Genomic DNA, 24,822 nt, shown 5'->3' with positions numbered 1-24,822 from the left:
GGGGTTTCGCTCCGGGAGCTGGTAATGGTTAGGGTCGCTTCCTGGGTCGATGTCGGCACGTCTCCATCGTTCCGTTCCTTGTCCGATGCGAGGGCTACCCAGAGGAAGCTCAGCACATCGACAAGGTCTTGGGTTTTCCAGCGCTGCTCGTTGGTTAGCTAGCCGAATAATGCGTGCATCAGGTCTACGTACCGCGCGTACTCGTTGCGCTGGAAAGTTGCGGACGGGAAAAGATTTTGTCCGAACAGCCGGGCACCGGCATCATTCATGCGCGTGACTTTGAACCATGCGACTGGGATCGGATAGAGCGTTCCTAGAATGCTGATGACGACACTCAGGACCGGATCCGGCCTGAAGGTTGTTCACACCGTGCGTGCGGGCATTTTCCAGAACTCTAGCGGCTCCTTCCCGCGCGATGCCGATGTCACCTTCCGCGCGGGCGAGTTTACCGAGCGCGGCGTATGCGCTCTCGCGCAGGCCTGGCTCGGCTTTCGATAGAGAATCGAGAGTCTGCCAATTGAGCGGGAGACCCTTTTCGCCCAAAGTCAGCTTGCGCAGGATTGCCAAGCCCGCTTCGGCGTGCAGAATTTCGCTGTTTGCAATATCGCGGACGGCGGCGGCAACGCGTTCCTTGTACTCGCGTTCGATGCGCCAGTATTCGCCGGATCTGCTGTGAAAGCCAGTAAAGCCGGGCATGCGCTTGAGAAAGGTGGCGCAGGCTTCTCGCATATTGGGCCAGTGTATGACCACGAAGCCGAGCCTCTCCAGCATCTGCTTGCAGACGCCGCCACTCGGTTTCGCTTCATTGCCCCTATCGCGCAGCGCGTCCCTGACGATTGCTTTACTGGGATAGCGGGTGCCGCCATCAAGCAACCAGTAGTTGCGCGGTTGCCCTAGCCCCGGAAGAGAGGCGATGAATGCCTCGGTGGCCCCGCCTGCTTGCACCGTGTGACCGCTGCGAGGATATCGTCACGCGTCAAGCTCCCTTCGCGCGGCGGCTTCGCTCGCTTCTATAAAGCGGCGATATGTCGTGACTGCCGATCGGGATCGCAGAACTGTTGGGCCGCCGGGCATGCTCGCCCGGCTTGCCATACGCCAGCGCCGAAATGATCGCTTCGAGACGATCTCGCGCGCAGGCAACGTCGAGGTCACCGTAAGTTCAACCCGCCGCGCGTCCGAGATGCGGGTGCTGGCGGTGTTGTCGGCGGAACCCTGCGCCCTCAGTCAAGCCCTGAATTCATCTTCCCGCACTTACTTCCCTTCGCCTGCGATCCACGCCAGCGTATTCACAAGCCTGAGATGCTCAACCGATTTCGCGTCGAGTTCCAGCAGTTTAGGGTTCGCCAAGACCACCGCCAGCGTTCTGGCGCGGCTGATGGCGACGTTCAGGCGGTTCTTCGAGTAGAAGAAGTCCACATGCCGGGGCAGGTCTTCCGGGCTGGAGGTGGCCAGGCTGACGATCAGCACTTCGGCTTCCTGGCCCTGGAATTTGTCCACCGTTCCCACCCGCGCGGCGGCGGGCAGGGCTTCTGCCAAGGCGATGACCTGCATGTTGTAGGGGGCGACGACGAGGATGTTGTCCCAGCCCAGCTTGCCAGCGTTGCCCTGCCGGTCGGTGTAGGGGGTGCCGATCAGCTTGGCGCACAGGTCTTCCACGCGGGCGACTTCTTCCTCGCTCTGCTGGTTCCGGCCCTCGTGGTGCATTTCCACGAAGCGGATGCCGTGGTTCGCCAGCGCGGGGTCGTGACCTTCCGGCAGGTGCAGGCTCTGGCGGGCGCAGTCGGGGTGGGCTTTGAGGCGCCCGTCGTAGACCGCGTCCGAGATCAAGGTGCAGATATCGGGGTGCATGCGCCAGCTGGTGTCGAGCAGGATGCCGCGATCGGGCGCGACGGTGGCCTCGCCCTGTAGCAGATAGTCCAGCGCAGAGAGGCCGCTTTCGCCGGGATGCGTGCCCTGGATGGGCTGGGCGAGCTGCATCTGGTCGCCCACCAGCACGATGTTGCGCGCCGCCGCGCCCATTGCCATGAGGTGGCCGAGCGAGACTTGCCCGGCCTCGTCGATGAACAGGTAGTCGAGGGCCTGGTCGATGGCCTTGTCGGCGAACAGCCAGGCGGTGCCGCCGATGAGGTCCGGGGCATAATCGAAGGCGTCGCCGTTCGATTCCACGTCGGTGATGATCTGGCCATTCAGGTAGCTGCCGGGGTCGGTCTTGCTCGCCTTCTTGACGCCCACGAACGTAACGCCCTGCGCGATGGCGATTTCTTCCACCTTGGCGAGCAGGTTGTTGACCGCCTTGTGGCTGTTGCTGGAGACGCCGACCCGCTTGCCCGCCGCCATCAGCGCCACGATCACATGGGCGCTGGTGTAGGTCTTGCCGGTGCCGGGAGGCCCCTGGATGAACAGCGCGCTATCGTCCATCGCCAGGCAGCGCAGGGTGGCGGCTTCGACGAGGGTTTCGCTTTCACGCACCATCGGCCCCCCGGCCCAGCCATGCAGGCGCGGCGGGGTGCGTTCGATCAGGTCGATGAGGGCGTGGTAACGCTGGCCGTCATCGCCGTCCGGCACGACTTCGTTTGCGCCGGTGGCCCAGTACTGCGCCACCCGGTGGACCGCGACGACAAGCGGGTGGTTGTTGATCGTGGGCACCGGGATCAATGATCCGTCCAGCGGGAACGCCTCGCCCGGCTTTAACTGGCGCTTGAGGATCAGCGTGGCGGTGCGGGGATCGATGCTGTCGATCTTGCCCAGCTTTGCCAGCGTGGGCGCGTGGAGCACGTCGCTACCCGCGCGCAGTTTGGTGTCCTGTGGTTCGAAGCTATAGCGCGCGGCGGTGCGGCGGCCGTCCTTCCACTGCCACGCGCCGTCCTCGTCTCGCAGCGGAGCGATGCCGGCGATGCAGTCGCCGTCGCTGGCCAGTTCGTCCAGCTCACGCTCGCAGCGGTCAAACATCGCCCAGAACGCGGGCTTGTCGGCGCGGCGGTGGAACTGGGTGAGGTGGCCCACCAGCGCGCGGCCGCCTTCGCTAGGCGGCAGCGGCCCGGCGGCGATTGCGGCCATCAGGGCGGCGGCGGCTTCCTCTGCCTCCAGACGCGCCTCTGCCTTTTCGTCGGGCACGGCGGTGACGAAGCCGACTTCGCGCCAGGGCAGGTCGTCCATGCGCAAGGATATCAGCCAGTCGCGCAGGGCCTGCGTATTCTCGCAGTCGACCTTATTGTATTCGAGGATGTCGTCGAGGATCTTCTGCTCCTGCGTATCCTGCCACGACTTGTATTCGATGATCGAATCCCCGGCATTGGTCACCGCCTGATCGCGCTTCTTCGCGAAGAACACCTCCATCGTTTTCAGCGACAGGTTCGGCTCGCTGGTGCGGATGGACTGGCGCAGGACGCCGTAGAGATCGACCAGCTTGCGCTCGCGCAGCAGGGTGTCGATTACGTCCTCGCGGCTTGCGTGGAGGGTGGAGAGGCGGCGCAGCGCCGTTACCTCGTAAGGCGCGTAGTGGTAGACATGTGCGCCGGGGTTGGCGGCGAGGTGGGCGACCATCCAGTCCACGGTGCCCTCGAAAGCCACGCGCTCGGCGGCTCGGTCGTGGCCCCAGCGGAAGCGGAATACAGGTTCGCCGCCTGCGACATGGTGCACGCCCCAGAGGTAATCGAGGCCGCCCTCGGTCAGCGGATCGCCTTCAAGGTCGAAGAACAGGTCGGCGGGGTGCGGCGCGGGCAAGGTGGCGAAACCGCGCCCCGGCTCGACCGGCAGCGGCACCACAACAGGCTCGCCGCCCTCACGCCGGGCCAGTTGCAGCGCTGCCTGCGCGCGCAGTTTGGCGAACGTGGCGGCGGTCATCCGGTGGACGCTGGTGTCCTCGTCCGCCCCGGCCAGCGCGGCGAGGGTGGCGATCCCGGCGTCTTCCAGCCTGCGCCGCTGCGGCTTGCCCAGCCCGGCCACACGGCTGAGGTGATCGGCCGCGTCCAGCTGTTCGGCGCAGTGATCGCGCCACCCGCACAGCTTGCAGGCCGAGCACGGTTCGGGCTGCGACTGCGGCGCGCCGTGTGCGACGAAATCGAGGTAGCGGCCTTTGGCGGCCTCCAGCGTATGGGCGAATTCGGCGAGGCGGAACGTCTCCTCCTTGCCGCTGCCCAGCGCGACGTGGACCCGGCGCGGCTTCACGCCCTGCACCTTCGCCATCATGTCTGCATAAAGTCCAAGCTGGACGATGTACGAGGCCTTCACCGACCGCGCCAGCTTGGTATCGACCGGCTCATAGGACCACGCGCCAAGGTCCGAAGGCTCCTCCACCCGCCGCAGGAAGTCGGCGAACCCGTGCCACGGTGCATCCAGGAAAGCGGCCTGGAAGATCACCGGCGCCCCGCTGCGCATGGCCTCGGCGGTCTCCTGCGCGCGCAGACGCAGCGAGCCGGTGGTGGGGATTTCCACCAGCCCGCCCTCGGCCTCAAGCCGCGCGCGATAGGCGTCCTCGTGCGCCAGGCCGGACTGCTGCATCAGCTTCGCCATCGCATCGTCCTGCGCCCGCTCCGGCAGCGATCCGGGATCGACGATGCGCAAGTGGTTGAGCGACACCGCATGCGCGCAGCCGAGGAACGTGAAGAGATCGGACGGGGAGTGAAGCAGTTGGTCTTCGTATTGGCGCAAGCGGGCGAATCCTTGATGAAGCGAGGTATTCCACCTCTTGGCGGGCGGATGCGACAAAAGCGGTCATGCACTGCCGCGCCCGGATGACATTTGGGCATGCAAAGGCAAGCCCGGCTCGCCGGCCTTGTCGGAGACAGCACGTACTTCAGGAGAGCAAGGCGGCGGCGAGCGGGGTGGGGGGCTAAACCGGCTCTGGCAGGCTGCCGTTCTTGATGGCACTGCCTTCGTGGAACATCAGCTTGTCGAGGAGGCGGCGCTGGAAGAAGGCATCGGGGACCTGCGGATCTGCGAGCGGACCAGGAATAGCGCGTACCCGTGCGGTGACGAGGCAGGCCTGTTCGGTGAAATCATCCTGCCCCATCTCGCGTTCGAAAGCGCGCCGGCAGGCAGCGTGATAGGCGGGATAGTCATGCTCGCCCCCAGGGGTGTAAGCGTCCGGTCGACGCCCGGCCAGTTTCTCGCGCAGGCGCACGGACTTCGTCGCCAGACTATCCCAGATATAATTTTCGGCAGACGGGAAGGTGAAGTTGGCGATCTTGCTGGCGGCCGAGGTCTGACGATTATTCAGATGATTGGCCGCACGCAGGCTTTTCGAAAGATTGGGGATGTCACGACAGGAATCGAAATCGTGAATGCGCCGCAGATCGTCGACCAGAGTGCCTACGACGGGACGATCCCATTGCGTGTATTGCGTCAACCGGAACGTCGACAGGAACATTCGCACGGTTTCGATGCCGACCGGCGGAGCTTCCGATGCGAATTCGCGAATCCAGAACTGGTCGGAGTGACAGGTATCAACCATGTCATCCGGGCCGACCAGCCATTTGAGCGTATCGGTGGACGCGATGGTAAGAAGCTGGCGGCGATTGGCGCCGTAAATGTCGAGCATGAGCAGTGCTTCCCGTTGAAAGATGGGTTTGTTCCGCAATCGAAACTGTCGCCTGAATCGTTACGGGTCGATCCGGGAGAATCCCGGTCTTCCAAAAGGTTAATGGCAGTTTTCACCGCTACCCGCCTGTGCCTGGTTCATAAAAAGGGGCGCGCCATGGCGGCGCGCCCCGCTGCATCAGTATGTTTCTTCGGGCTGCTGGTACGACGTGCGGTTTACGAGGTCGTTGATCTCGCTGGCGCGCTGGTTGTTGAAGCGGGCCTGGCACTCAAGCCGGGCCGCTTCGCGTTCGGTCGGCTCGATCGAGGCGTTGGCCGCCTCGATCTTGCACTCTGCGTCCCTGCGCTTGAGCCAGGCGCGCTGCATCGGCAGCACCCGCTGGCGTACTTCCGAAGACAGCGCGCTCCATGATGCGTTGATGCCCTGCATGGCGAGGTCGTTGGTTGCCTTGGCTTCTTCGTAAAGCGCTTCGCGCTGATCGGTCTGGGCCTGCTGGGCCTGCTGCTGATCGGCGGCTTCCTGATCGATGCGGCTGCGGTTCGCCTGTTCGATGGGCTTCCTCAACAGATGCCCGGCAACGACATCGCCGATGAAGTGGCTGATCGGGTCGGGACTCTCGACTTCGGCATAGATCTTCGCGCCGTCGTCGGTGGGCTGGACGTTGAAGTCGGCGTCGAACCGGATGGCATTGGCGTCCTTCCGGATGCCGTCCTTGTCGGCGCGCTTGCTGACGGTCTCTTCGCTCAGGATCGAGAATACCGCGTCGGCATCCTTGAGAACCTGTTCGGGGAAACTGACCTTCAGGTGGGCCGTGCAGAATTTCTTGCTGCTGTCGGGGTCTTCCTTGGTGGTGCGCACGTCCTCGAAGACGAACTTGATCTGGTCCAGCGTTGCGCGGATCTTCGATCCGGTGGGCTGCGATCCGTTCTGCATGCCCTCGGCGCTTTTGAGAATGTACTTCTCGACGGCTTCCTTCATGGCATCGATCGCCGTCGTCTGGCCGGCCGGATCAAGGCAGCCTTTCTGGCCGGAGAATAGACTCGATATGGAGTCGCAGCCCGCCAGTGAAATGCTGGCGACCGAAATCAACAATACTCTGCGAAACACGTTTGTACCCCCTATTGCACATACGCTGTAGCTACCGCTGATCGATTACCAATCGGTATCCGGGAAAGCGGTGCAGCCAGAACCAGACGCCCTGGCCGCACGCAAATGTCATCTGCTGATCGTCATGTCGGGACGGGTTCGCGCAAGGTGCGGTCGATGTTGGCGAAGACGTCCTCGACGTCCGCGCCGATCTCCAGTTCCGTCAGGATTTCTTCGCGGAACTTGAGTTCGATGTCGGCGTGGTAGCGGGCACGGTTGGCGTTGAAATGCTCCCACATCAGTTCTTTGGCAGCGTGGCGGGTCCGCTTGGGGCGGCGGCGCAGGTGTTTTTCCCAGATGGCGCACTGCTGGCCCAGTTCGTCTTCCACCCCGGTCCAGTCGTGGCTGCGAAGCAAGGCGATCCGGTCCTCGAAATCGACCAGCGGCGAGGTGCCGGTGGCGCTGGTGACAAGGCAGCTGAGGTCAGGGTGGTCCTGTGCATCGGTGAACATGCGCAAGGCTTCCAGGCGGCGGCCCATGCCGTGGGGGATCTGGCTGTGGATCGGATGGTCCGGGTCGGCGACGATCTGGCGGGTGCGGTCGATCAGGTCGACGAAGAAGATCGGCTCGGCGGCGGTGCGCGCCAGTTCCAGTAGCACAGGGTAGATCGCGCGAGCGATCGCGACGTCGAACAGCGTGAGGAAGCGGCCCTTGGTGGGCATGGGGATGGGGGCGTAGATCACGAAGTCTCCTTTGCGGGTGCGGGGCCGGCATGGCGGGGGGCTACGACAGCTTCGGTCGCTTTTCCGCCCGCCGCTGAAAATGGCCATGCGCCTGAAATGGCCCCTTCTTGAATGGCATGTCGGCAGCGATGATGGGGGAGGCGCGCGCAGGGGTCGATCCGGGAAAATTCCGGTCTTCTGAAAGGTTAACGAGGCCGCCGCCGGCCAGGTTGGGCCTTGTGCGTCAGGCCGTTAAAAGTGCGAGCGCGTTGTGCTGCAGACAGATCAGTGCCGATTGACGCTTCGTAAAGGTTCTGGCTGCCGTTCGTGATGGCGGCCTTGACGCTGTGGAGGCCGCTGTACGCGAAGCTTTCAGGGCCGGCACTGTCAGCGATAAGGTCACTTTCAACATCCTGTCCTGCCGACGCGAACCTCAGGACGCCGTGACAGAACGATCACGGAGATGCCGGGCGATCGTACTTGTCGCTCACAAGGCATCGACGGCTCGCTTTCTGGCGGTTAAAGGGCGGAGCATGACTTCGCAGATAACGATCCGCCGCCCCGATGACTGGCATGTGCACCTTCGCGATGGCGAGATGCTCAAAGCCGTGGTCGGCTACACCGCGCGCCAGTTCGCGCGTGCCATCGTCATGCCCAACCTGACCCCGCCGGTCGTCACCGTGGCGGCTGCGCAGGCCTATCGCGAACGGATCGTGGACGCGGTGCCGGCCGGCATGGACTTCACGCCGCTGATGGTCTGCTATCTGACCGATGGCGCGGACCCGGCGGAAATCGTGCAAGGGTACGAGCAGGGCGTGTTCGCGGCCTGCAAGATCTATCCCGCGCATGCCACCACCAACTCCGCGCACGGCGTCACCGACATCCGCAAGCTCAGCCCGGTGCTGGAGGCGATGCAGCGCATCGGCATGCCGCTGCTGATCCACGGCGAGGTGACCGATCCAGACGTCGACATCTTCGATCGCGAGGCGGTGTTCGTCGAACGTATCCTGGCGCCGCTGGTCCGCGATTATCCGGCGCTCAAGATCGTGCTCGAACACATCACCACGGCCGAAGCGGCCGCGTTCGTCGCCGGGAGCGGTCCCCAGATCGGAGCGACGATCACTCCGCAGCACCTGATCATCAACCGCAACGCGATCTTCGCCGGCGGCATTCGCCCCCACGCCTATTGCCTGCCCATCGCCAAGCGCGAACGACACCGCGTCGCCGTGCGCGCGGCGGCGGTGTCCGGATCGCCCAAGTTCTTCCTCGGCACCGACAGTGCGCCGCATGAGATCGGGCGCAAGGAATCGGCCTGTGGATGTGCGGGCATCTTCAACGCGCCCTTCGCCCTGGAAAGCTATGCCCAGGTGTTCGAAGAGGACGGCGTTCTCGACCGGCTGGAGGGTTTCGCGTCCGAACACGGCCCCAATTTCTACGGCCTGCCCCTGAACGAGGGAACGGTGACGCTGACGCGCGAGGACGTACCCGTTCCCGAGGTCATCGCCGCTGGCGGCATGAACGTGGTTCCGTTCCACGCCGGCGAGACGATGCGCTGGCGCCTCGTCGGCTGACCCTCGACGACCACCGCAGGGTCGGGACGGTGCGCACGGACGAAATTGCCATTGCCGCCGTCCTTTTTACACCTCGTTCATCGCACCGATCACAACCTGACCCGGTTCCCCTCCACATGGCGGAACGCGTGTTCGCGGCAGGTGAGGAGGATCACCAACTGCTCCTGCGTGCCGCGCGATAGCTGGTCGCACGCCTATTCCACCCCGGTGCGGCGGATGGCGGCAAGGCCAAGGTCGGCGCTGAAGGCGCAGGGTTTCGGCTTCCTCCTCGATGCGGGTGAGGGCGGCGTGTTCGGCCAGGCCTTTGCCGCCGTCGCTTTCCACTTGTGCTTCGAGGTGGATGATGCGGTGGGTGATCGCGACGCGGCTTTCCTCGGCGGCAGGGCGGCAGGGCGGCGCGCGGCGGCGGTTTTGCGGGCGAGGTCCCACTCGGTCGGTTTTGCCACCACGTTGGCGTCGCGCACGTCGAGATGGCGCAGGCGGTGGGCAAGGTGGTCCTCGATGCGCGCCAGCATCGCCACGCGGTCGGTCAGCGGGACGATGCCGGCAAGCTGGAGGCGCAGCAGCGTGGCGGACGGCTCGCAGGCGGCCAGCAGGTCGTCGCACAGGCCCGCGAAGCCCACCGCATCGGCCACCGTCCAGTCGTGCGAGAGCCAGCGGAAGCGGCCGCTGGCCAGCAGCGTCACCGCAGGTTCGGTGCCTGGCGCAGAAAAGCAGACTTTCCAGTCATGCCCTCAGCGCAGATCCAAGGCCTGATCTTGCTTGACCGGATCGGCGGGTGAGTCTCGCTGGTGTCCGAACAGGGTTCGATCGGCATGCTGATCGTCGACCAGGGCACGCTCTTCGACCGGACCAACGGGTACAAGGGCACCTTCCGCGGCCAGATTTTTGGCCCGAACCGCGACGAGTTGGCTGTCGTCTTCGAATTATCGCGTGATAGTGACGGTTCGCGATACTTCGGCCATTTCTTCGGCAACCTTGAGAAGTAGATAGACAATGTTGCCGATCGGATAAGCCTTGACGCCTGACCGTCCGTCAACACCTCCAATTGCGGTCAGGTCTCGATTTCTGTCGTTAAAACTCTACCGTCATCCAAGCGAAGGCTGGGACCGCGGTGATCATCGGGTAAGCTTATCAGCAGCCCGGCGATCTCTTCGAAGGTCCTGCATCGACGAAGGCGGCCCAGCCTTCGCTGGGATGACGAGCGGGGCAGCGGAGCTGTGACGTGCGAAAGCAGCAGCCATGTCACCCCAAGTATCGCCAAGGTATGGCTAGGCGCCGTTCGTGATCGGCCTCCCCGCGCCGGTCTATCCGAGAAAATTACGGTTTTACAACCGGTTAATTGATCGATGGCAAAACACGCAAAAATGCCGGCGCAAGCATGGTGTCTTGCGCCGGCCTAGTTCAGCTTTCGCATCAGGAGAGCGAAAGCCTCGGGTCGCCTCGGTGTCTGGCTGCGGGGGAGGGCGCGGTTGCGTGTTTCCCCCGGGAAACTTCGCCCGCAGAGTGCCTTGCCCGGCGCTGGCCAGCCATCCGGGGAATCCCCGGAGGCGCGGAGTCAGATCGCTTCGCCCCGGCTTAACGCCACCAACTGCGCCATGCCGTTGGTGCGGGTCTTGGCGACGATCGAGGCGCGGTGGTCTTCAACGGTGCGTTCGGAAATGCCCAGCACGCCGGCCATCGCCTTGTTGGAGTGGCCCCGTACCAGGAGGTCGAACACCTCGCGCTCGCGCCGGGTGAGGGCGGCGGTGACGGCGGCGATGCGGCGTTCGCGCTGCGACCAGGCCAGCCCTTCGGTGACGGAGGCGATCAGGCGGGCCTCGTCGATGGGCTTTTCCAGATAGTCCAGCCCGCCGTGGCGGCGCACCGCGTCTACCGCGTGGGTGGTCGTGGGCCATGCGGTCATGAATACCAGCGCCGCCGCCGGGTCTTTCGTGCGCAGGGCGTCGGCGAAGGCGAAGCCGTCCATCTCGCCCATCTGGATGTCACTGACCACGCAGCCGAACGCGGTGGCGGGCACGGCTGCGAGCAGGTCCTGCGGGGCGACAAAGGCGCGCGCCGGGATGCCGCTGCGGACCAGCAGGCGCGCAACGGTGGCGGCAAGGTCCGCATCGTCGTCGAGGACGGCGACGGAAACGGGGTCGGTCATGCGAAGGCTCCGGTGAGAAGGGGCAGCGAGATGGTGAAGCGTACGAGGCCCGGTTCGTCGCTGCGGGAGAGGGCGCCGCCATGCGCCTCGACGATGGTGCGGGCGATGACGAGGCCGACGCCCATGCCGCCATCGTTTCTGGCATCGTTTCTGGCGCCGCTGCTGCCCGGCGCGTCCGGCACCGGGTTGGACACGTCGATCAGTACGTCCTCGCCGCGGGTGTGGACGGTAAGGCGGACGGTTCCGCCGGGGCTGGCGGCCAGCGCATTGCGCAGCAGGTTGACCAGCGCTTGCGTTAGTTCGATCTCCTGCGCCTGTACGACGAGGTCGGCGGCAAGGGGGCCGCAGTCCAGCCTGCCGCCCGATGCGCGCGCCTCTGCGCCCACGATCTGGCAGGCGGTCTGCACCAGCATCGGTACGGGCAGTGGCGATGGTTCGTCCACGTCGCGTCCGCCGAAGCGGCGAAGGCGGCGCACCAGATCGGACAGGGCGCGGGCCTTGCGGTCGACCAGCGCGGCGCTGGCGGCGGTGTCGGCATCGAGATGCGCGGTGACCGATTTCAGATGCGCCGCCTCGATCGCGAGAGTGGAGAGGGGCTGGCTGATCTCGTGGATCACCGCGACCGACATGGCGCGCAGGGTCTTCAGCCGTTCTGCCTGGAACAGCAGGCGGTTGCGCCTGTCGATGTGCTGGCGCGCGACCGCCTGCGCATCGCAGAAGCTGCCCGCCAGCCAGGTGACGAGGACCACGGCGGCCAGTCCCAGATGCAGTTCGAGCCGGCTGCCGTCGTCCAGCGGGCCGGCGGAATAGGGCAGGAACACCGTGACCTGCGCCAGGATCGCGAACCAGGCGGCGGTGCGTCCGTGGCGCAGGCCGATCCAGGCGCCCGCCAGCAGGCTGGGGATCGGCTGTGCGCCCAGCCCCCCGCGCCACAGGGCGACGGTCAGCAGCAGGCACAGCGCCATGACCGACACGTCCTCCAGCAGTGGGCGGAGGTGGGGCACGGGTATCCGTATCGGCACGGCGCCATCGGCAACCGCCGCCGTCCACAGCAGCAGCGGGGCCAGCACCAGGATGCCCAGCAGGTCGCCCACGGCCAGTCCGGTGAGCGAGATCGCTACGTCCACGCCGATGCGGTAGCGTCCGGCATCGGCAGGCAGGCCCGCTTCGAAAGGGATCACCATCACCGCGTTGAGGATCGGCGCGGCCACGGCGGCAAGGCCCAGCGTCATCGGCGGCAGCATCAGCTCATCGCCTCGGCTTTTCGCCATGTGGCGCACGGCCGCGATCGCCAGCCCGCAGGTCACGCCCGGACGCAGCGCGCCGGTGATGGCCTGCAGCGCCTCCGGCCCGATCAGGGGGAAGACGCCGACGGCGGCGTCGGTCAGCACTTCGGTCAGCATCAGCCACGGCGTCAGCCGCGCGCCACGGCTCCACAGCACCGCAAAGCGCAGGCCGGCGGCGGGATACCACAGCGAGAAGAACCCCGCCCCGCCCCACGGACTGGCCGCCCAGTGCAGTAGCGCGAAGGCGAGCGCGTAAAGGGCGAGCAGGGGCACGTCCTGACGGCGCAGGGCCAGGCTTCGCAAGTTGTTGCTCAGGCGGGCAGGGGCGGCATCTGCGGTTGTCATCGCATCAGCCTCTGGCCTTTACGGCGCGGCGGCGGAACCCGGAAATTTCACGGGAGCGGTGATTGGCTTAGCGAATCAGTGCGGGGGCTGTGATTCGAAATCCGCGTTGGACGCGCGCTGCCGCGGCGGGGCAAGTCTGCCGGTCATGAACGAGTTGACGGCAGAAGTGGAACGCCTCGTGTCGCCCGGCGGCGGAAGGCGCACGCTGGAGGCCCGCGATCCGGCGCGGGGCCTTGCCCGTAGCTGGCGGATCGAGACGGGGCGCGACCTTTTCGGGTGGTTCGTCGTCTCGCGTTGCTGGGGCCGCATCGGCGCCTGCGGGCGGGGCAGCAACGCCGCCTTTGCAGGCCCGGACGAGGGCGCGTCTTCGTACGCCGCCTGCTGCTTCGGCGTCGCGGGGCGCATCGGCGTTCCCTACTGCGCGCTGAAGCACTAGCTTGTCGGAATGAAAAGATATTAGCTGCTTCATCAAGCCCTTGCTTATCCGGCGACTGCGGACATTATGGCGCCGATCAAGGGGGGTTTTGTGCGACTTTCAGTTTCCGTGTGCCTGGCGGCCATGCTCGCCGGAGGGGCCGCTCATGCGGCCAGCAATCAGGTTCAGCGCGGACCGGAGCCGAAATGGGCGGTGCAGTCGGAGCTGATGGCGGTGCCGGCGGATGCCGCCGGGGCGGTGTTCATCCGCCGGCAGGACAGCGAAATCCATATCGATGACAAGGGGCAGCTTCTTTATGGTGGCTACCGCATCAGGATACTGCATTCCAACGCGCTCCAGATCGGCAACCTGTCCGTGGGCTGGAACCCGGCCGCCGGTTCGCCCGTGGTCCACGTCATCAAAATCCATCGCGATGGCGAGGTGATCGACGTATTGCAGAAGGCATCGTTCGAAGTGCTGCGCCGCGAGGACCAACTGGAAGCGGCGATGCTGGAGGGCACCCTGACCGCCGTGCTGCGCGTCCCGGACCTGCGGGTGGGCGACGAACTCGAATTCGGCGCGACGATCCGCGTGAGCGATCCCACGCTGGGCAAGGACGATGCCGGCATGCTCCTGCTAGGGGCAGAACCTGCACCGGGCCGCTATCACCTGCGGCTGAGCTGGGAAGAGCGCAACAAGCCCGCCATCAAGATGACGCCGGACATGGCCGCCGCCGCGCAGCAGAGCACCAACGCCGTCGATTACCGGTTCGACAATCCCGCCGCGCTCACCCCGCCCAAGGACGCGCCGCCGCGCTACATGCTGCAGCGGATGGCCGAATACTCCAGCTTCGGTGACTGGCAGGCCCTATCCCGCCGTTTCGCGCCGCTGTTCGCCGGGGCTTCGAAGCTGGCGGCCAATTCGCCGCTCAAGCGCGAGGCGGCACGCATGGCCAGCGCCCATGCATCGCCGCTGGACCGCGCCAACGCCGCGCTGAAGCTGGTGCAGCAGGACGTGCGCTATATCTATGTCGGCCTCAACGGCGGCAATCTCACCCCGGCCACGGCGGAGGAGACATGGCAGCGCCGGTACGGCGACTGCAAAGGCAAGACTGCGCTGCTCCTCGCGCTGCTGGGCGAACTGGGCATCGAGGCGGAGGCCGTGCTGGTGAACAGCAGCGGCGCCGACGACGGTCTTGACGAACGGCTGCCCAGCCCGCGGGTGTTCGACCATGTGCTGGTGCGCGCGCGCATCGACGGCAAGCTTTACTGGCTGGACGGTACGCTACCTCCCGTGGTCCCCGCCGGGGCGGAGCCGGCGTTGCCGTTCCAGTGGGTGCTGCCGCTGACGGGGCAGGGTAGCACTCTGGAACGGCTGGCCTGGAAGCCCGCCCAGCGTCCGGACGAGGTCACCCTGTTCGAGATCGATGCCCGCGCCGGGTTCGACCAGCCCGCCCGGATCACCAACACCACGATCAAGCGCGGGATCGAAGGGCTGCAGCAGGAAGTTCAGTTTTCGGCGCTCACGCCGGCGCAGATACTCAATGCATTCCGCCAGAATGCGATAGGCGATACCTGGCAGACGATCGACGAGGTCAAGTGGCGCTACGATCAGAAAGCACAGGCCAGCGTCCTGACGATCGTCGGCACCGGCACGCTCGACTGGGACGACCAGGGCGGTGGCTCCAAGGGGATGGCGCTGCCCGGCGGCGGCTTTAACCCGCCCGAAAAGCGCGTGCGCGCGGCCGAGCAGGATCAGGACCTGCCGTTCTACAGCAAGCCCGACTTTGATTGCCGCGTCACCACCGTGCGCCTGCCATCGACCACGAAACCGCAGCAGTGGTCGCACAAGGACGACATCGACACGCGGATTTTCGGCCGGACCTACTACCGCGCCTTCGACGTGCGCGACGGCGCCCTGCGCATGGTCCGGGGCCTGCGCGTCGAGCAGAAGGAAGTGGACGCCGCCAGCGCTCGCCGTGATAATGCCCGGATTGCCAAGTTCGACAACAGCATGGCGTGGATCACGTACGATCCGAGCGGGGCAAACGAAGATTCGCAGGCGACCAGACCGGTTCCGGCAACCTACGAGATCGACTGGACGGCAGATAACGTCCCGTGCCGGATCTCCGCCGGGGAGTGATGGGCTCGAACTATCTCCGCCGAGCGATGTCGGCGCCCCGGCGGTACTTCGCGCAATAACGCTTTCCACCGCGCATCAACACGCCTAGACGGCGGCTATCCCCGGGGGGCCGCTTATGTGTGGCTGAGAGGTGGGCAGCAGCCCACGACCCGCTGAACCTGATCCGGTTGATACCGGCGTAGGGAGGGCCAGCGGCAGTTTGTCCCGTTGTCCTTCCGAATGGAGTGGACGCGTGACGATGGCTGGTAAATTCAAGTTTCTGGGTGGGGCCGCGCTAGCGTTCCCGGCTCTGCTGTTCGCGCCCGTGGCCTTAGCCGACGATGACGGTGCCGACCGCGCGGAAATCCAGGTCCTGGGCCACCCCGACCCGGAAGGGCTGCTGCCCGACCAGACCGCCCCCAAAGCCGTCAGCGCCATCTCGTCGGACTTCATCGTCAAGCAGGCGCCGACGCTGAACGCCTTCCAGCTGGTCAATCTCCTGCCGGGCGCCAACGTCTCGACCACCGATCCTTACGGCCTATCGGCCAATTCCAGCCTGACCCTGCGCGGGCTGGGGCAGGACCAGATCGGCGTGCTGATGGAAGGCGCGCCGCAGAACGACATCGGCTATTATTACGCCTACCCCTCGCAGTTCGCCGATGCCGAGAACGTGCGGCAGGTGACGCTGGCGCAGGGTGCGGTTGATATCGACGCCCCGGTCGTCGCCGCTGCCGGGGGGCTGCTGTCGCTCACGCTGGACGATCCCAAGCCGCAGGCGGGCGGGCTGGTCAACCTCTCGGTCGGTTCCTATGACGAGCGGCGGATTTTCGCACGGCTCGATACCGGCACGATCGGGGCCACCGGGCTGAAGGCCTTCGTGTCCTATTCCAACAACCGCGCGGACAACTGGCGCGGTGCGGGCTTCGACAAGCGCCAGCACATCGACGCCAAGCTGCTGCGCGAATGGGGCGAGGGCAACCGCGCCAGCATCGCGGTGTCCTACAACGATGCCAGCACCTCGACCTATCCCAGCCCGACGATGGCGGACTGGAAGGCCAGCGGGCGCGGCTTCAACTTCGACAAGCGGTATACGGCCGGCGACACCAACTACTGGCGCCTGTACCGCAGCCCGTTTCGCAGCCTCTATTTCGCCGCCCCGCTGCACCTGAAACTGAGCGATACACTGACCTTCGACAGTTCTGCCTACCTTCAGCTCGGCCACGGCAATGCGCCCTACGGAACCCAGCTGGCCACCACCGGCAACTACCTCGGCACCGAGGAACTGGCGCAGCCGGTCGCGCTGCCCGGCGCCGTGGAGGGCGTGGCGACCGTGTTGGGTAACTACACGGGCAAGCAGCGGCGCGGGGGCGATGTCAGCAAGTTCACCCTGCAGGCGGGCGCTCACCGGATCACGGCGGGGGTCTGGTTCGATTACGGGACCGACCGCGTGATCCAGTCCTACACCTCGATCGGCGACGATGGCCGCCCGGTCGACCAGTGGGGCTATCAGAGCAAGGCGATCCGCACCGCCGATGGCCGCCTGCTGGCCTATGAAAACGCGCGCACGGAAACCGTGACCAAGGCGTTCTTCCTGGCAGACAGCATCGCGCTGACCCCGCGCCTGGGCGTAGACATCGGCTTCAAGGGCGTCAGCGTGCTGCGCAATGGCCGCAATTACCTGCCCGGCCCGCAGTCGACAATCCACGCAGACAGCTTTGCCGCGCTGCCCCGCGCCGCCGTGCATTACCAGCTGGATGAGCGCCAGCAGCTGTTCGCCAACATCGCCACCAGCTTCCGCACCCCCAATGAGTTTTCGCTCTACGACAGCTATTACGGCGGCGAGGTGGTGAGCCGGGGAACCACCGCGCTCAAGAACGAATATTCCGTCTCGCAGGAACTGGGCTACCGCTACATCGGCCCCAGCCTGTCGTTCTCGCTGACTGCCTTCCACTATCACTTCCGCAACCGGCAGGTGGCGACGGTGATCGACAGCGGCGGGGCGCTGGTCAATTCGACGATCAATGCCGGCAGCCAGACCTCTTACGGCCTTGATGGAGAGATCGACTATCGCCCGGCGAAAGGCGTCAGCGTCTATCTCTCGGGCGAATACCTGCACGCGCGGCTGAACGACGACCTTGCCATCGGCGGCGACTATCTGCCGACCAGGGGGAAACACGCGGTCGCCGCCCCGACCTTCCAGTTCGGCATGGGCAGCACGTATGACGACGGACGTCTGTTCGGCAGCACCGCGCTGAAATACGTCGGCCGCCAGTACGCCACGTTCACCAATGACGAGAGCATCAAGGGCTATGCCACGCTCGACCTGTCGATCGGCGTGCACCTTGCCGGGCTGATCGATGCGCAGCGCATGGACCTGCGGCTCAATGCGATCAACGTGACCAACCCGCGCGTGCTTTCGGGCGTGCAGACGGTAACCACCAATGCGCTCGACACAATCGGGCGCGGCGGCACGGTGATCGCCGGTGCAGCTCCGGGGTACTACGTGGGAAGCGGCCGGGCATTCGTGGCGACGCTTTCGCGCGCCTTCTGAGAATGAGCGCGCAGGATCACCTCGTACACGGCATGGGCACCGCGCTGGAGGCGCCGACATGGCCCGCCATCACCGCCGCCGAGGCCGGGGCGATCCTCGCGCGCTTTCCCGCAGCCGGGGCAATGACCGCCCTGCGCTGGCATTCGCCGCGCCCGTTCTCGGCGGCGGCGCTGGTTGAGACGGATGGCGGCGAGTTCCTGCTCAAACGCCATCACCGGCAGGTGCGCACGGTGGCGGCGCTGGCGCAGGAACATGCCTTCATGACGCATCTGCGCGGCGCCGGGCTGTCTGTGCCGGAGGTCCTGCTTACGGACACCGGTTCCGGGGCAACCGCGCTGGGCGACTGGACTTATGAACTACACCGCAGCGCCCCCGGAATAGACCTCTACCGCGACCGGTTATCCTGGACGCCGTTCCTCTCCCACCGCCACGCCCATGAAGCGGGCGCAGCGCTGGCACGGCTGCATCTGGCGGCGCGTGATTTCGATGCGCCGCCGCGCGGGGACCATCCCCTTGTCGCCAGCCTTACGATCCTGCCCGCGCCGGATCCACTGGCGGCGGCGCAGGCCTACGTCGCAGCACGGCCCGCGCTCGCCGCTTTTCTCGCGGGCGAACCGTGGCTTGAGGAACTGTCTCGCCTGTTCGCAGCGTTGGGCGAGGGCCTTCCCCCGCAACTGGCGCGTCAGCCTGCGCTGTGGACGCACGGGGACTGGCACCCCTCCAACCTCCTCTGGTCGGCCGAGGGAACAGTTGTCACGACCTTCGATTTCGGCCTTGCGGCCCGAACCTGTGCGCTTCACGACCTTGCCACCGCCATCGAGCGCACCGCCATCCCTTGGCTCGAACCCGATCACGCCCCCGCCGATGCACAGGCCGCGCTGGCTCTGCTCGCCGGTTATGACACGGTGCTGCCATTAAGCCGCGACGACGTGGAAACCACGATCGCCCTGCTGCCGCTGGTCCATATCGAGTTCGCCCTTTCGGAGGTCGATTACTTCGCCGGTATCCTGGCCGATCCCGAACAGGCGGCACTTGCCTGGAAAGACTACCTCATCGACCACGCGGACTGGTTCCTGTTTCCTGCGGGACAGGACTTTCTGGCGCAGGTCGGTAACGGAGCGCTCGTGATGAACGAGGAGCGGCCCTGATGTCGCTGCTGGAAATCATCGCCGTCGCCGTCAGTTTCCTGGGCATCTGGCTGACCGCGAAACGCCGGTTGCTGTGCTGGCCGGTCAGCCTTCTGGCCTGCGCGCTGTACTTCAAGCTGTTCCTCGACGTGCGGCTCTATTCGGACATGGCGCTGCAGGCGCTGTTCGGCATTGCGATCCTCTATGGCTGGGCGCTTTGGTTCAAAGGCAAGGGCGATGACGGAACGGTCGCGATAAGGCCCCTCACCCCCCTGCAGGCCGGCGCCGGACTGGCCGCAGGCGCGCTGGGCGCCGCCGCGATAGGCTGGTTCACCAGCCACCACACCGACGCCGCGCTGCCGTGGATGGATGCCGGGCTGAGCAGTTTCAGTCTGGTCGCCCAATACTGGACTGCAAGGCGGCACGCCGCCAGTTGGTTGCTGTGGATCGCGGTGGACGTGCTCTACGTCGGGATGTTCGTATTCAAGGGCCTGTGGCTGACCGCCGGCCTCTATGCCGCGATGATCGCCCTCGCCGTGATCGGCTACCGCCGCTGGCGGCAGGCGGCCATGTCCCCACCCGCCGCCGAGACACCAGCAGGCGCATAGAAAAGCGCCGACCCGCCAAGGCACGTGCCAGCCTCCAACCGCACTAGTGTATTGATTCCAACGTTTGGTGACCCCGCCTGACGGCGGCGATGATCTGTGTTCTTACGATTATCAGAAGAAGCTGCAGGCCTATGGCCTGCGTCCTTCGATGAGCGGCAAGGGAAATTGTTATGATAACACCTCTGTCGAGACGTTCTTCAAATCCCTGAAGGCGGAATTCATCTGGTGGCAGATCTGGCCAACGCGACGTCAAGCGGAAGCTGCCATCTTCCAGTACATCAATGGTTTCTACAACACCCGCCATTCATATCTGGGCGGCATCAGCCCACTCGCGTTCGAAGCCAAGGTGGCATAATGAGATAGGTGACCCCCTCAAAACCGTTACAATTCCATTGTCGATCTGCGCCGAGTATTGGACGCAATTGACGCTCGATAGATTGAACGCCCTCCGCACACTCCTGGCACAGCGCCTGTTGACGCTGCGATATGAAGACTTCCTCGTCCAGCTTAAACGCCAAATCGATAGTTTCGCAGCGTCCATCGGTGAGGAATTTTGCGACGAGGACTGGTCCGCGCGTTGCGCCGCCACCGTCCGCCAACCGAAATCCTCCTGGCGTAAACTGCCGGACGAGGAAGCTCGAGCGCTCACTGAGGTCTGCAGCCCGGGCTTCGAGCTTTTGCGGGAGGCAGGCCAACCCGTTACATCGAAAATATTGGGTGCAGCTACGGTTCGTTCTTTGAAGTTCGGTTCGGTGCTGGAGAGGAAGAATGCACCCGATGCCCGGGCAGCTCGTATTTCTGGAGCGCACCCGGGCAGATTGGATATGCAATTTGCTTTAACCTAAACTAAGTCTCGAAGGTGTAGTTCAAGCGATATCAATCACGATCTTGCCGACATGCTCACCCTTGGCGAGGGCTGCAAGTGCCTCCTTCGCTTGGTCGAACGCGAAATGCTGGTCGATGACGGGTTCGATCGTATGCTGGGAAATCGCTGCATTCATCGCTTCGAACATCTCGCGGCTGCCAACCATGATGCCACGCACGACCGTGCTCGTTCCGAGAATCGAGAGCGGGTCGAGCGGTTCGCCCTGTGCCAGCACGCCAATCAGGCTAACCACACCGCCTGCATGCGTGGATGCAATGGATTTGGGGATGGTGCCAGCACCGCCGATCTCAATGACATGATCGACGCCGCGCCCAGCGGTTAGCCTTCGAACTTCTTCATGCCATTCGGGCGTCTCGCGATAGTTGATTACGTCATGGGCGCCCAAGGCCTTCGCTTTTTCAAGCTTGGCTGATGACGACGATGTTGCGATCACGCGTGCGCCGGCAGCCCGGGCCAACTGGATCGCGAAAATGGAAACACCGCCAGTGCCAAGCGTCAGCACGGTTTGACCGGGCTGTAGCGGCTTTAGACCATAAAGCGCATTCCATGCCGTCACTGCAGCAACCGGCAAGGTTGCAGCCTGCGCGAAGGTGAGATGGTCGGGAATTCGCACAAGACCATTTTCATGCAGGACGACGTATTCAGCCAGCATCCCGTCGACCGCGCCGCCAAGCGTCGTATCCCATGCATCAACAACTTGTGCGCCGCCGAACCAACTCTGCGAGAAAATACCGGCAACACGGTCGCCAAGCTTCCAGCGCGTGACGCCTTCGCCGATGCCGATGACCTCGCCCGCGCCGTCCGACACAGGAATGAGATCGGGAGACGGATCGGAAAAGCCATATTGCCGATTGACGATCAATATGTCTCGGTAATTGAGCGATACCGCCTTTACGCGGATCAAGACTTGGCCCAAGCCCGGAGCGGGCGACGCACGCTCCACTTGACGCCAACTCGACAGGCCATCCATGGCCCCCACTTCATAGGCCTTCATACCTCAAAACTCCTGAACGGTCGGACGCAGAACGATCTCGTTTACGTCGACATTGGCGGGCTGCTCGATTGCATAGGCGATCGCTCGGGCGACTGAATCGGCCGGGATCGCCTGCTTGTAGAAATCGACCACGAAGTCCTGGCTCGCCTGATGGCTGGAGCCGAACTTCAACTCGGTGTCGATCACGCCGGGCTCGATCGTCGTGACGCGGATGCTGCCGCCGACCTCATGGCGCAGGCCCTCGGAGATCGCGCGGACCGCGAACTTAGTGCCGGAATATACGGTGCCGCCGGGCGAAAATACTTTGATGCCCGCCACCGAAGCGATGTTGACGAAATGTCCCGAGCCTTGCTTTTCGAAGACCGGAAGCGCCGCAGCAACGCCATACAGCAGGCCCTTGATGTTGATGTCGATCATACGGTCCCACTCATCGGTGTGACCTTCGCTCATCGGGGCAATCGCCATCAGTCCGGCATTGTTGACGAGAACATCGATGTGTCCGAAATCAGCAAGCACATCCGTGATGAGCGCGTTGACCTGAGCCTTGTCGGAAACGTCGGTGGTATACGCCTTAGCCTTGCCCCCGGCCGTTTCGATGTCGGCAACAATGGCGCCAAGCCGGTCGGCGCGGCGCGCGGCAATTGCGACAGTCGCGCCTTTTGCCGCGAGATGCCGCGCGGTCGCTTCGCCTAGACCGCTGCTGCCACCGGTGATTACCACGACTTTTCCGTTGATCCCGTTTTCCATGACGCTCCTCCAATTGGGGTGTGTGACTGAGCGGAATATAGATGCCCTTCGCTGGTATGATTAGATTGACAAATGGCGACACCTTGTTGAGCATGGTTCACCAATGGCGGTAAAACTCTCCGAATTGTCGGCATTCCTCGCAGTGGCCGACCATCTCAGCTTTCAGCGTGCCGCGATCGAGCGCGGAGTATCGCGCTCCGCCCTCAGTCATTCGCTGCGCAGCCTTGAGGCGGCGCTTGAGATCCGGCTGCTCAGCAGGAACACCCGCAGCGTATCACTTACGGATGCGGGGAAATCGTTCTATGATCGCCTGAAGCCAGCTTTCAACGAAATCGATCAGGCTATCGAGGACGTGAATCGATTTCGCGATACGCCTCATGGTGCTGTTCGGCTTACAGTGCCGCGCGCCATCGGGTTGTCGGTGATGGGGCCAGTGATCGCTCGGCTCGTCCGCGAGAATCCCGGATTGTCGATCGAAATTTCGTCGAGCGATGCATTGGTCGATATCGTTGCCGAAGGCTTCGATGCCGGAATTCGGTTCGGCGAACGGCTTCAGCAGGATATGATTGCTGCCCGCATCGGACTGGCCGTGTCTTTCGCAGTAGTGGGATCACCTGCGTACTTTGCCGGTCGCACGGTGCCGGATGTTCCCGATGATCTTCGCGGCCACCAATGCGTGCGTTACCGCTTTCCCAGCGGCGTGGCGTTCCCGTGGGAGTTCGAAAAGAACGGTCAGGCAGTGCAGATCGCGGTCGATGGTCCGGTCCAGCTGGACGATCAGGAACTCATGATTGAAGCGGCATTATCAGGTGTAGGTCTGGCGTTCGTCTTCACCGACCGGGTCCAACCTTACCTTGATTCGGGAAAGCTGGTGCGATGCCTGGCGGATTGGAGCCCGCAGCTCCCGAGCCTCTATCTCTACTATCCCAGCCGCCGGTTCGTTTCCGCCGGCTTGCGTGCACTGATTGATCTTTTGAAGAAGCCGCTAGCGGAATTGCGGCAGGGTTGACCACGGCATCTGCCGGACGCCTTATTTCCGACGATCCAATCTCAAGCAGGAGCGATGACGTGACGAGGAGCCGCTGTAATCGTGATTGGCCGTATGGACGGCGATTCTAGAACGGCGGCTATCCTACTGTCATCGCCTTAACATGGCGCGGAAAAAGGAGCTTTCCTTGACCCTGCTGGGGTGAACCAACGCCACCCACGGCTCCACCACCGATCCTGATGCCCGCCTGTTCAACAAGGCACGCGGTCAGGCCGCGAGGCTGTGTCACATGGCTCATGTCCTGATGGAGAACCGGCACGGGCTGGTCGTCGATGCGACGCTCACTCATGCCACGGGTACGGCCGAACGGGAGGCGGCGCTGACGATGCTTTTCCGCATGAAGGGGCGCCATCGCATTACGATGGCAGCGGACAAAGCCTGCGATACAGCCGAATTCGTCGCCGCCTTACGCGACATTTGCGTCACCCCGCACGTCGCCCAGAACAATGCCAACAGGCGATCCGCTATCGATGGACGCACCACCCGGCACCCGGGCTACGCCGTGTCGATGCGGATCAAGAAACGGATCGAAGAGGTCTTTGGCTGGGCCAAGACCAGCGGAAATCTACGCAAGGCCCGGTATCGGGGGCAGGACCGCGTAGGATGCAACTTCACGCTGACCGCCGGCGTATAATCTGGTTCGTCTGCCAAAATTAATGGCGAGGGCGTAGCTGGCGGGTTCTGGCAGACCCCCGACTGTAACCAGATGCCGAATACCCTGAACCGTTGCCGGCTAAACCCTTCGAGCCCGCCAATCACCGGGTCCGAAGAAGGGTTTTTCTGCAACCTGTTACAGCTGCGCCGGTTGCCCGGCCTTTGCTCGATGAGTGACCGCAATCGCCGCTAAGGGCACGCTCTCGGCGACCCAACATTTCCTGCGCCCGCATTCCAAATGGAGGCGTCAGTTGCGGGCGACGGGTGGCGATGATGCGCGTCTCCGGGAAGTCGCGGTCATGTTCCATCTGCGCGAAGCGCTGCGTTCTGGTGATATCTGGCTCGACCGATCGCATCGTTACGGCGACCTTCGCCATGTCTTCGTGCCGTTGGATGTCGCGCATGCCGCGAAGCTGGCAGCTTCGCCAGATCCACAATCTTGGCTGGCTGACCGCAAGGTACGTCTCGCCGATGGCCTTGCCCGGCTCGATCGCGGCGCGCGCAGCGGCATGATCCCGAAAGATAGCACCGAAGACGGCACGCTGAGCATCGATCGCCTCACCGCCGACCCGCCGGATGGGATCGAGGATCTGGTGCTCGATCTATATCGCCGCCTGCCGCCCGTCCGCATCACCGATTTCCTGCTGGAAGTCGATACCGCGCTGGGTTTCACCGACGCCTTCATGCATCTGCTTTGCCAGCGGTTCCAGAAGCGCGGTTCGCTCAAGGGTGGGCGTGAGGAGGGACACCTCCGACGCCACTTCGCCTTCCGGCCGGCGCAGAGCGTCGAAGCGGCATGCAGCGGTGCTTTTGCAAAGCACATCGCCGCGTGCGATCCGCTCCAGACGAGCCTGCCGAACGCGTTGCCACGCCTGTTCGGCAGCAAGAACCCTTGCCGCCTTGTTGAACTGCGGCGAGGCCAGCAACGGATAATTGCGCTCTTCGACCCGGCGTAAGTCCTCATGGGCCATGG

At 64.3% G+C, this 24,822-nt stretch carries 19 protein-coding genes, 4 pseudogenes and 1 riboswitch; of the genes and pseudogenes, 13 read left to right on the top strand and 10 right to left on the bottom strand.

What is annotated here, in order from left to right:
• Nucleotides 1–261 precede the first annotated feature (261 nt).
• The 5 genes from GVL61_RS12930 to GVL61_RS12910 all read right to left on the bottom strand — a co-directional run bounded on the left by GVL61_RS12930 (nucleotide 262) and on the right by GVL61_RS12910 (nucleotide 7,368).
• Nucleotides 262–945 (bottom strand): hypothetical protein, encoded by a 684-nt coding sequence (locus GVL61_RS12930; RefSeq protein WP_159980642.1) that lies wholly within the window; start codon nucleotides 943–945, stop codon nucleotides 262–264.
• A 306-nt stretch (nucleotides 946–1,251) separates the two neighbouring features.
• The gene (locus GVL61_RS12925) at nucleotides 1,252–4,650 is read right to left on the bottom strand and encodes a TM0106 family RecB-like putative nuclease (RefSeq protein WP_159980640.1); all 3,399 of its coding nucleotides are present in this window, start codon (nucleotides 4,648–4,650) and stop codon (nucleotides 1,252–1,254) included.
• Nucleotides 4,651–4,831: 181 nt separating this feature from the next.
• Nucleotides 4,832–5,539 (bottom strand): hypothetical protein, encoded by a 708-nt coding sequence (locus GVL61_RS12920; RefSeq protein ID WP_159980638.1) that lies wholly within the window; start codon nucleotides 5,537–5,539, stop codon nucleotides 4,832–4,834.
• A 177-nt stretch (nucleotides 5,540–5,716) separates the two neighbouring features.
• Entirely contained in the window at nucleotides 5,717–6,517 is an 801-nt protein-coding gene (locus tag GVL61_RS12915; protein ID WP_159980635.1) for a lysozyme inhibitor LprI family protein, read from the bottom strand.
• Nucleotides 6,518–6,768: 251 nt separating this feature from the next.
• A complete protein-coding gene (locus GVL61_RS12910) occupies nucleotides 6,769–7,368 on the bottom strand; it encodes a hypothetical protein (protein WP_159980633.1) in 600 nt (199 codons plus the stop codon).
• Between the two features lie 269 nt (nucleotides 7,369–7,637).
• Between GVL61_RS12910 and GVL61_RS24975 the strand changes: the two are divergent.
• Nucleotides 7,638–7,796, top strand: a pseudogene (locus GVL61_RS24975) (IS21 family transposase); the annotation flags it as partial.
• An 84-nt stretch (nucleotides 7,797–7,880) separates the two neighbouring features.
• Nucleotides 7,881–8,918, top strand: coding sequence for a dihydroorotase (gene pyrC, locus GVL61_RS12905; protein ID WP_159980631.1), 1,038 nt, complete (start codon nucleotides 7,881–7,883; stop codon nucleotides 8,916–8,918).
• 194 nt (nucleotides 8,919–9,112) lie between these two features.
• Here pyrC and GVL61_RS24775 read toward each other — a convergent pair whose 3' ends face one another.
• Nucleotides 9,113–9,604, bottom strand: a complete 492-nt coding sequence (locus GVL61_RS24775) for a hypothetical protein (protein ID WP_200844766.1) — start codon at nucleotides 9,602–9,604, stop codon at nucleotides 9,113–9,115.
• Between the two features lie 129 nt (nucleotides 9,605–9,733).
• Between GVL61_RS24775 and GVL61_RS12895 the strand changes: the two genes are divergently transcribed.
• On the top strand, nucleotides 9,734–9,907 hold the full coding sequence (locus GVL61_RS12895; RefSeq protein ID WP_159980629.1) for a hypothetical protein: 174 nt from the start codon (nucleotides 9,734–9,736) through the stop codon (nucleotides 9,905–9,907).
• A gap of 569 nt (nucleotides 9,908–10,476) precedes the next feature.
• Here GVL61_RS12895 and GVL61_RS12890 read toward each other — a convergent pair.
• A complete protein-coding gene (locus GVL61_RS12890; protein WP_159980627.1) occupies nucleotides 10,477–11,067 on the bottom strand; it encodes a response regulator transcription factor in 591 nt (196 codons plus the stop codon).
• Nucleotides 11,064–12,698, bottom strand: coding sequence for a sensor histidine kinase (locus GVL61_RS12885; RefSeq protein WP_159980625.1), 1,635 nt, complete (start codon nucleotides 12,696–12,698; stop codon nucleotides 11,064–11,066). Before GVL61_RS12885 ends, GVL61_RS12890 begins: the two co-directional genes overlap by 4 nt.
• A 145-nt stretch (nucleotides 12,699–12,843) precedes the next feature.
• Between GVL61_RS12885 and GVL61_RS12880 the strand changes: the two genes are divergently transcribed.
• The 7 genes and pseudogenes from GVL61_RS12880 to GVL61_RS12850 all read left to right on the top strand — a co-directional run bounded on the left by GVL61_RS12880 (nucleotide 12,844) and on the right by GVL61_RS12850 (nucleotide 20,365).
• Complete coding sequence (locus tag GVL61_RS12880) at nucleotides 12,844–13,134, top strand: WGR domain-containing protein (RefSeq protein ID WP_159980623.1); 291 nt, start codon at nucleotides 12,844–12,846, stop codon at nucleotides 13,132–13,134.
• Between the two features lie 90 nt (nucleotides 13,135–13,224).
• Nucleotides 13,225–15,255, top strand: coding sequence for a DUF3857 domain-containing protein (locus tag GVL61_RS12875; protein ID WP_235037671.1), 2,031 nt, complete (start codon nucleotides 13,225–13,227; stop codon nucleotides 15,253–15,255).
• Between the two features lie 92 nt (nucleotides 15,256–15,347).
• Nucleotides 15,348–15,457, top strand: a riboswitch (TPP riboswitch).
• 36 nt (nucleotides 15,458–15,493) lie between these two features.
• Nucleotides 15,494–17,785 (top strand): TonB-dependent receptor, encoded by a 2,292-nt coding sequence (locus tag GVL61_RS12870; protein WP_159980621.1) that lies wholly within the window; start codon nucleotides 15,494–15,496, stop codon nucleotides 17,783–17,785.
• A gap of 2 nt (nucleotides 17,786–17,787) precedes the next feature.
• Nucleotides 17,788–18,933 (top strand): phosphotransferase enzyme family protein, encoded by a 1,146-nt coding sequence (locus GVL61_RS12865; RefSeq protein WP_159980619.1) that lies wholly within the window; start codon nucleotides 17,788–17,790, stop codon nucleotides 18,931–18,933.
• Complete coding sequence (pnuC, locus tag GVL61_RS12860) at nucleotides 18,933–19,520, top strand: nicotinamide riboside transporter PnuC (protein WP_159980617.1); 588 nt, start codon at nucleotides 18,933–18,935, stop codon at nucleotides 19,518–19,520. The genes GVL61_RS12865 and pnuC overlap by 1 nt, the downstream gene beginning before the upstream one ends.
• Before the next feature lie 97 nt (nucleotides 19,521–19,617).
• Nucleotides 19,618–19,875: pseudogene (locus GVL61_RS12855) on the top strand (IS3 family transposase); the annotation flags it as partial.
• A gap of 82 nt (nucleotides 19,876–19,957) precedes the next feature.
• Entirely contained in the window at nucleotides 19,958–20,365 is a 408-nt protein-coding gene (locus GVL61_RS12850; protein ID WP_159980615.1) for a hypothetical protein, read from the top strand.
• A 21-nt stretch (nucleotides 20,366–20,386) separates the two neighbouring features.
• On the opposite strand, the gene GVL61_RS12845 is transcribed toward GVL61_RS12850, so the two are convergent.
• Nucleotides 20,387–21,400, bottom strand: coding sequence for an NAD(P)-dependent alcohol dehydrogenase (locus tag GVL61_RS12845; RefSeq protein WP_159980613.1), 1,014 nt, complete (start codon nucleotides 21,398–21,400; stop codon nucleotides 20,387–20,389).
• Nucleotides 21,401–21,403: 3 nt separating this feature from the next.
• Complete coding sequence (locus GVL61_RS12840; RefSeq protein ID WP_159980611.1) at nucleotides 21,404–22,147, bottom strand: SDR family oxidoreductase; 744 nt, start codon at nucleotides 22,145–22,147, stop codon at nucleotides 21,404–21,406.
• Nucleotides 22,148–22,250: 103 nt separating this feature from the next.
• Here GVL61_RS12840 and GVL61_RS12835 point away from each other — a divergent pair, with 103 nt between their 5' ends.
• From GVL61_RS12835 to GVL61_RS12825, 3 genes and pseudogenes are all read left to right on the top strand, one after another.
• Nucleotides 22,251–23,156: a LysR family transcriptional regulator gene (locus tag GVL61_RS12835; protein ID WP_159980609.1), complete on the top strand. Its 906-nt coding sequence runs from the start codon at nucleotides 22,251–22,253 to the stop codon at nucleotides 23,154–23,156.
• Nucleotides 23,157–23,340: 184 nt separating this feature from the next.
• Nucleotides 23,341–23,866, top strand: a pseudogene (locus tag GVL61_RS12830) (transposase); the annotation flags it as partial.
• 118 nt (nucleotides 23,867–23,984) lie between these two features.
• Nucleotides 23,985–24,541, top strand: a pseudogene (locus tag GVL61_RS12825) (Tn3 family transposase); the annotation flags it as partial.
• Nucleotides 24,542–24,822: the final 281 nt, after the last annotated feature.

It is taken from the genome of Novosphingobium sp. 18050 (genome assembly GCF_902706195.1).
In the GTDB taxonomy this organism is placed as follows: Bacteria; Pseudomonadota; Alphaproteobacteria; order Sphingomonadales; family Sphingomonadaceae; genus Novosphingobium.
The sequence above is the reverse complement of the archived record's forward strand: the minus strand, read 5'-3'. Positions and strand labels throughout refer to the sequence as shown.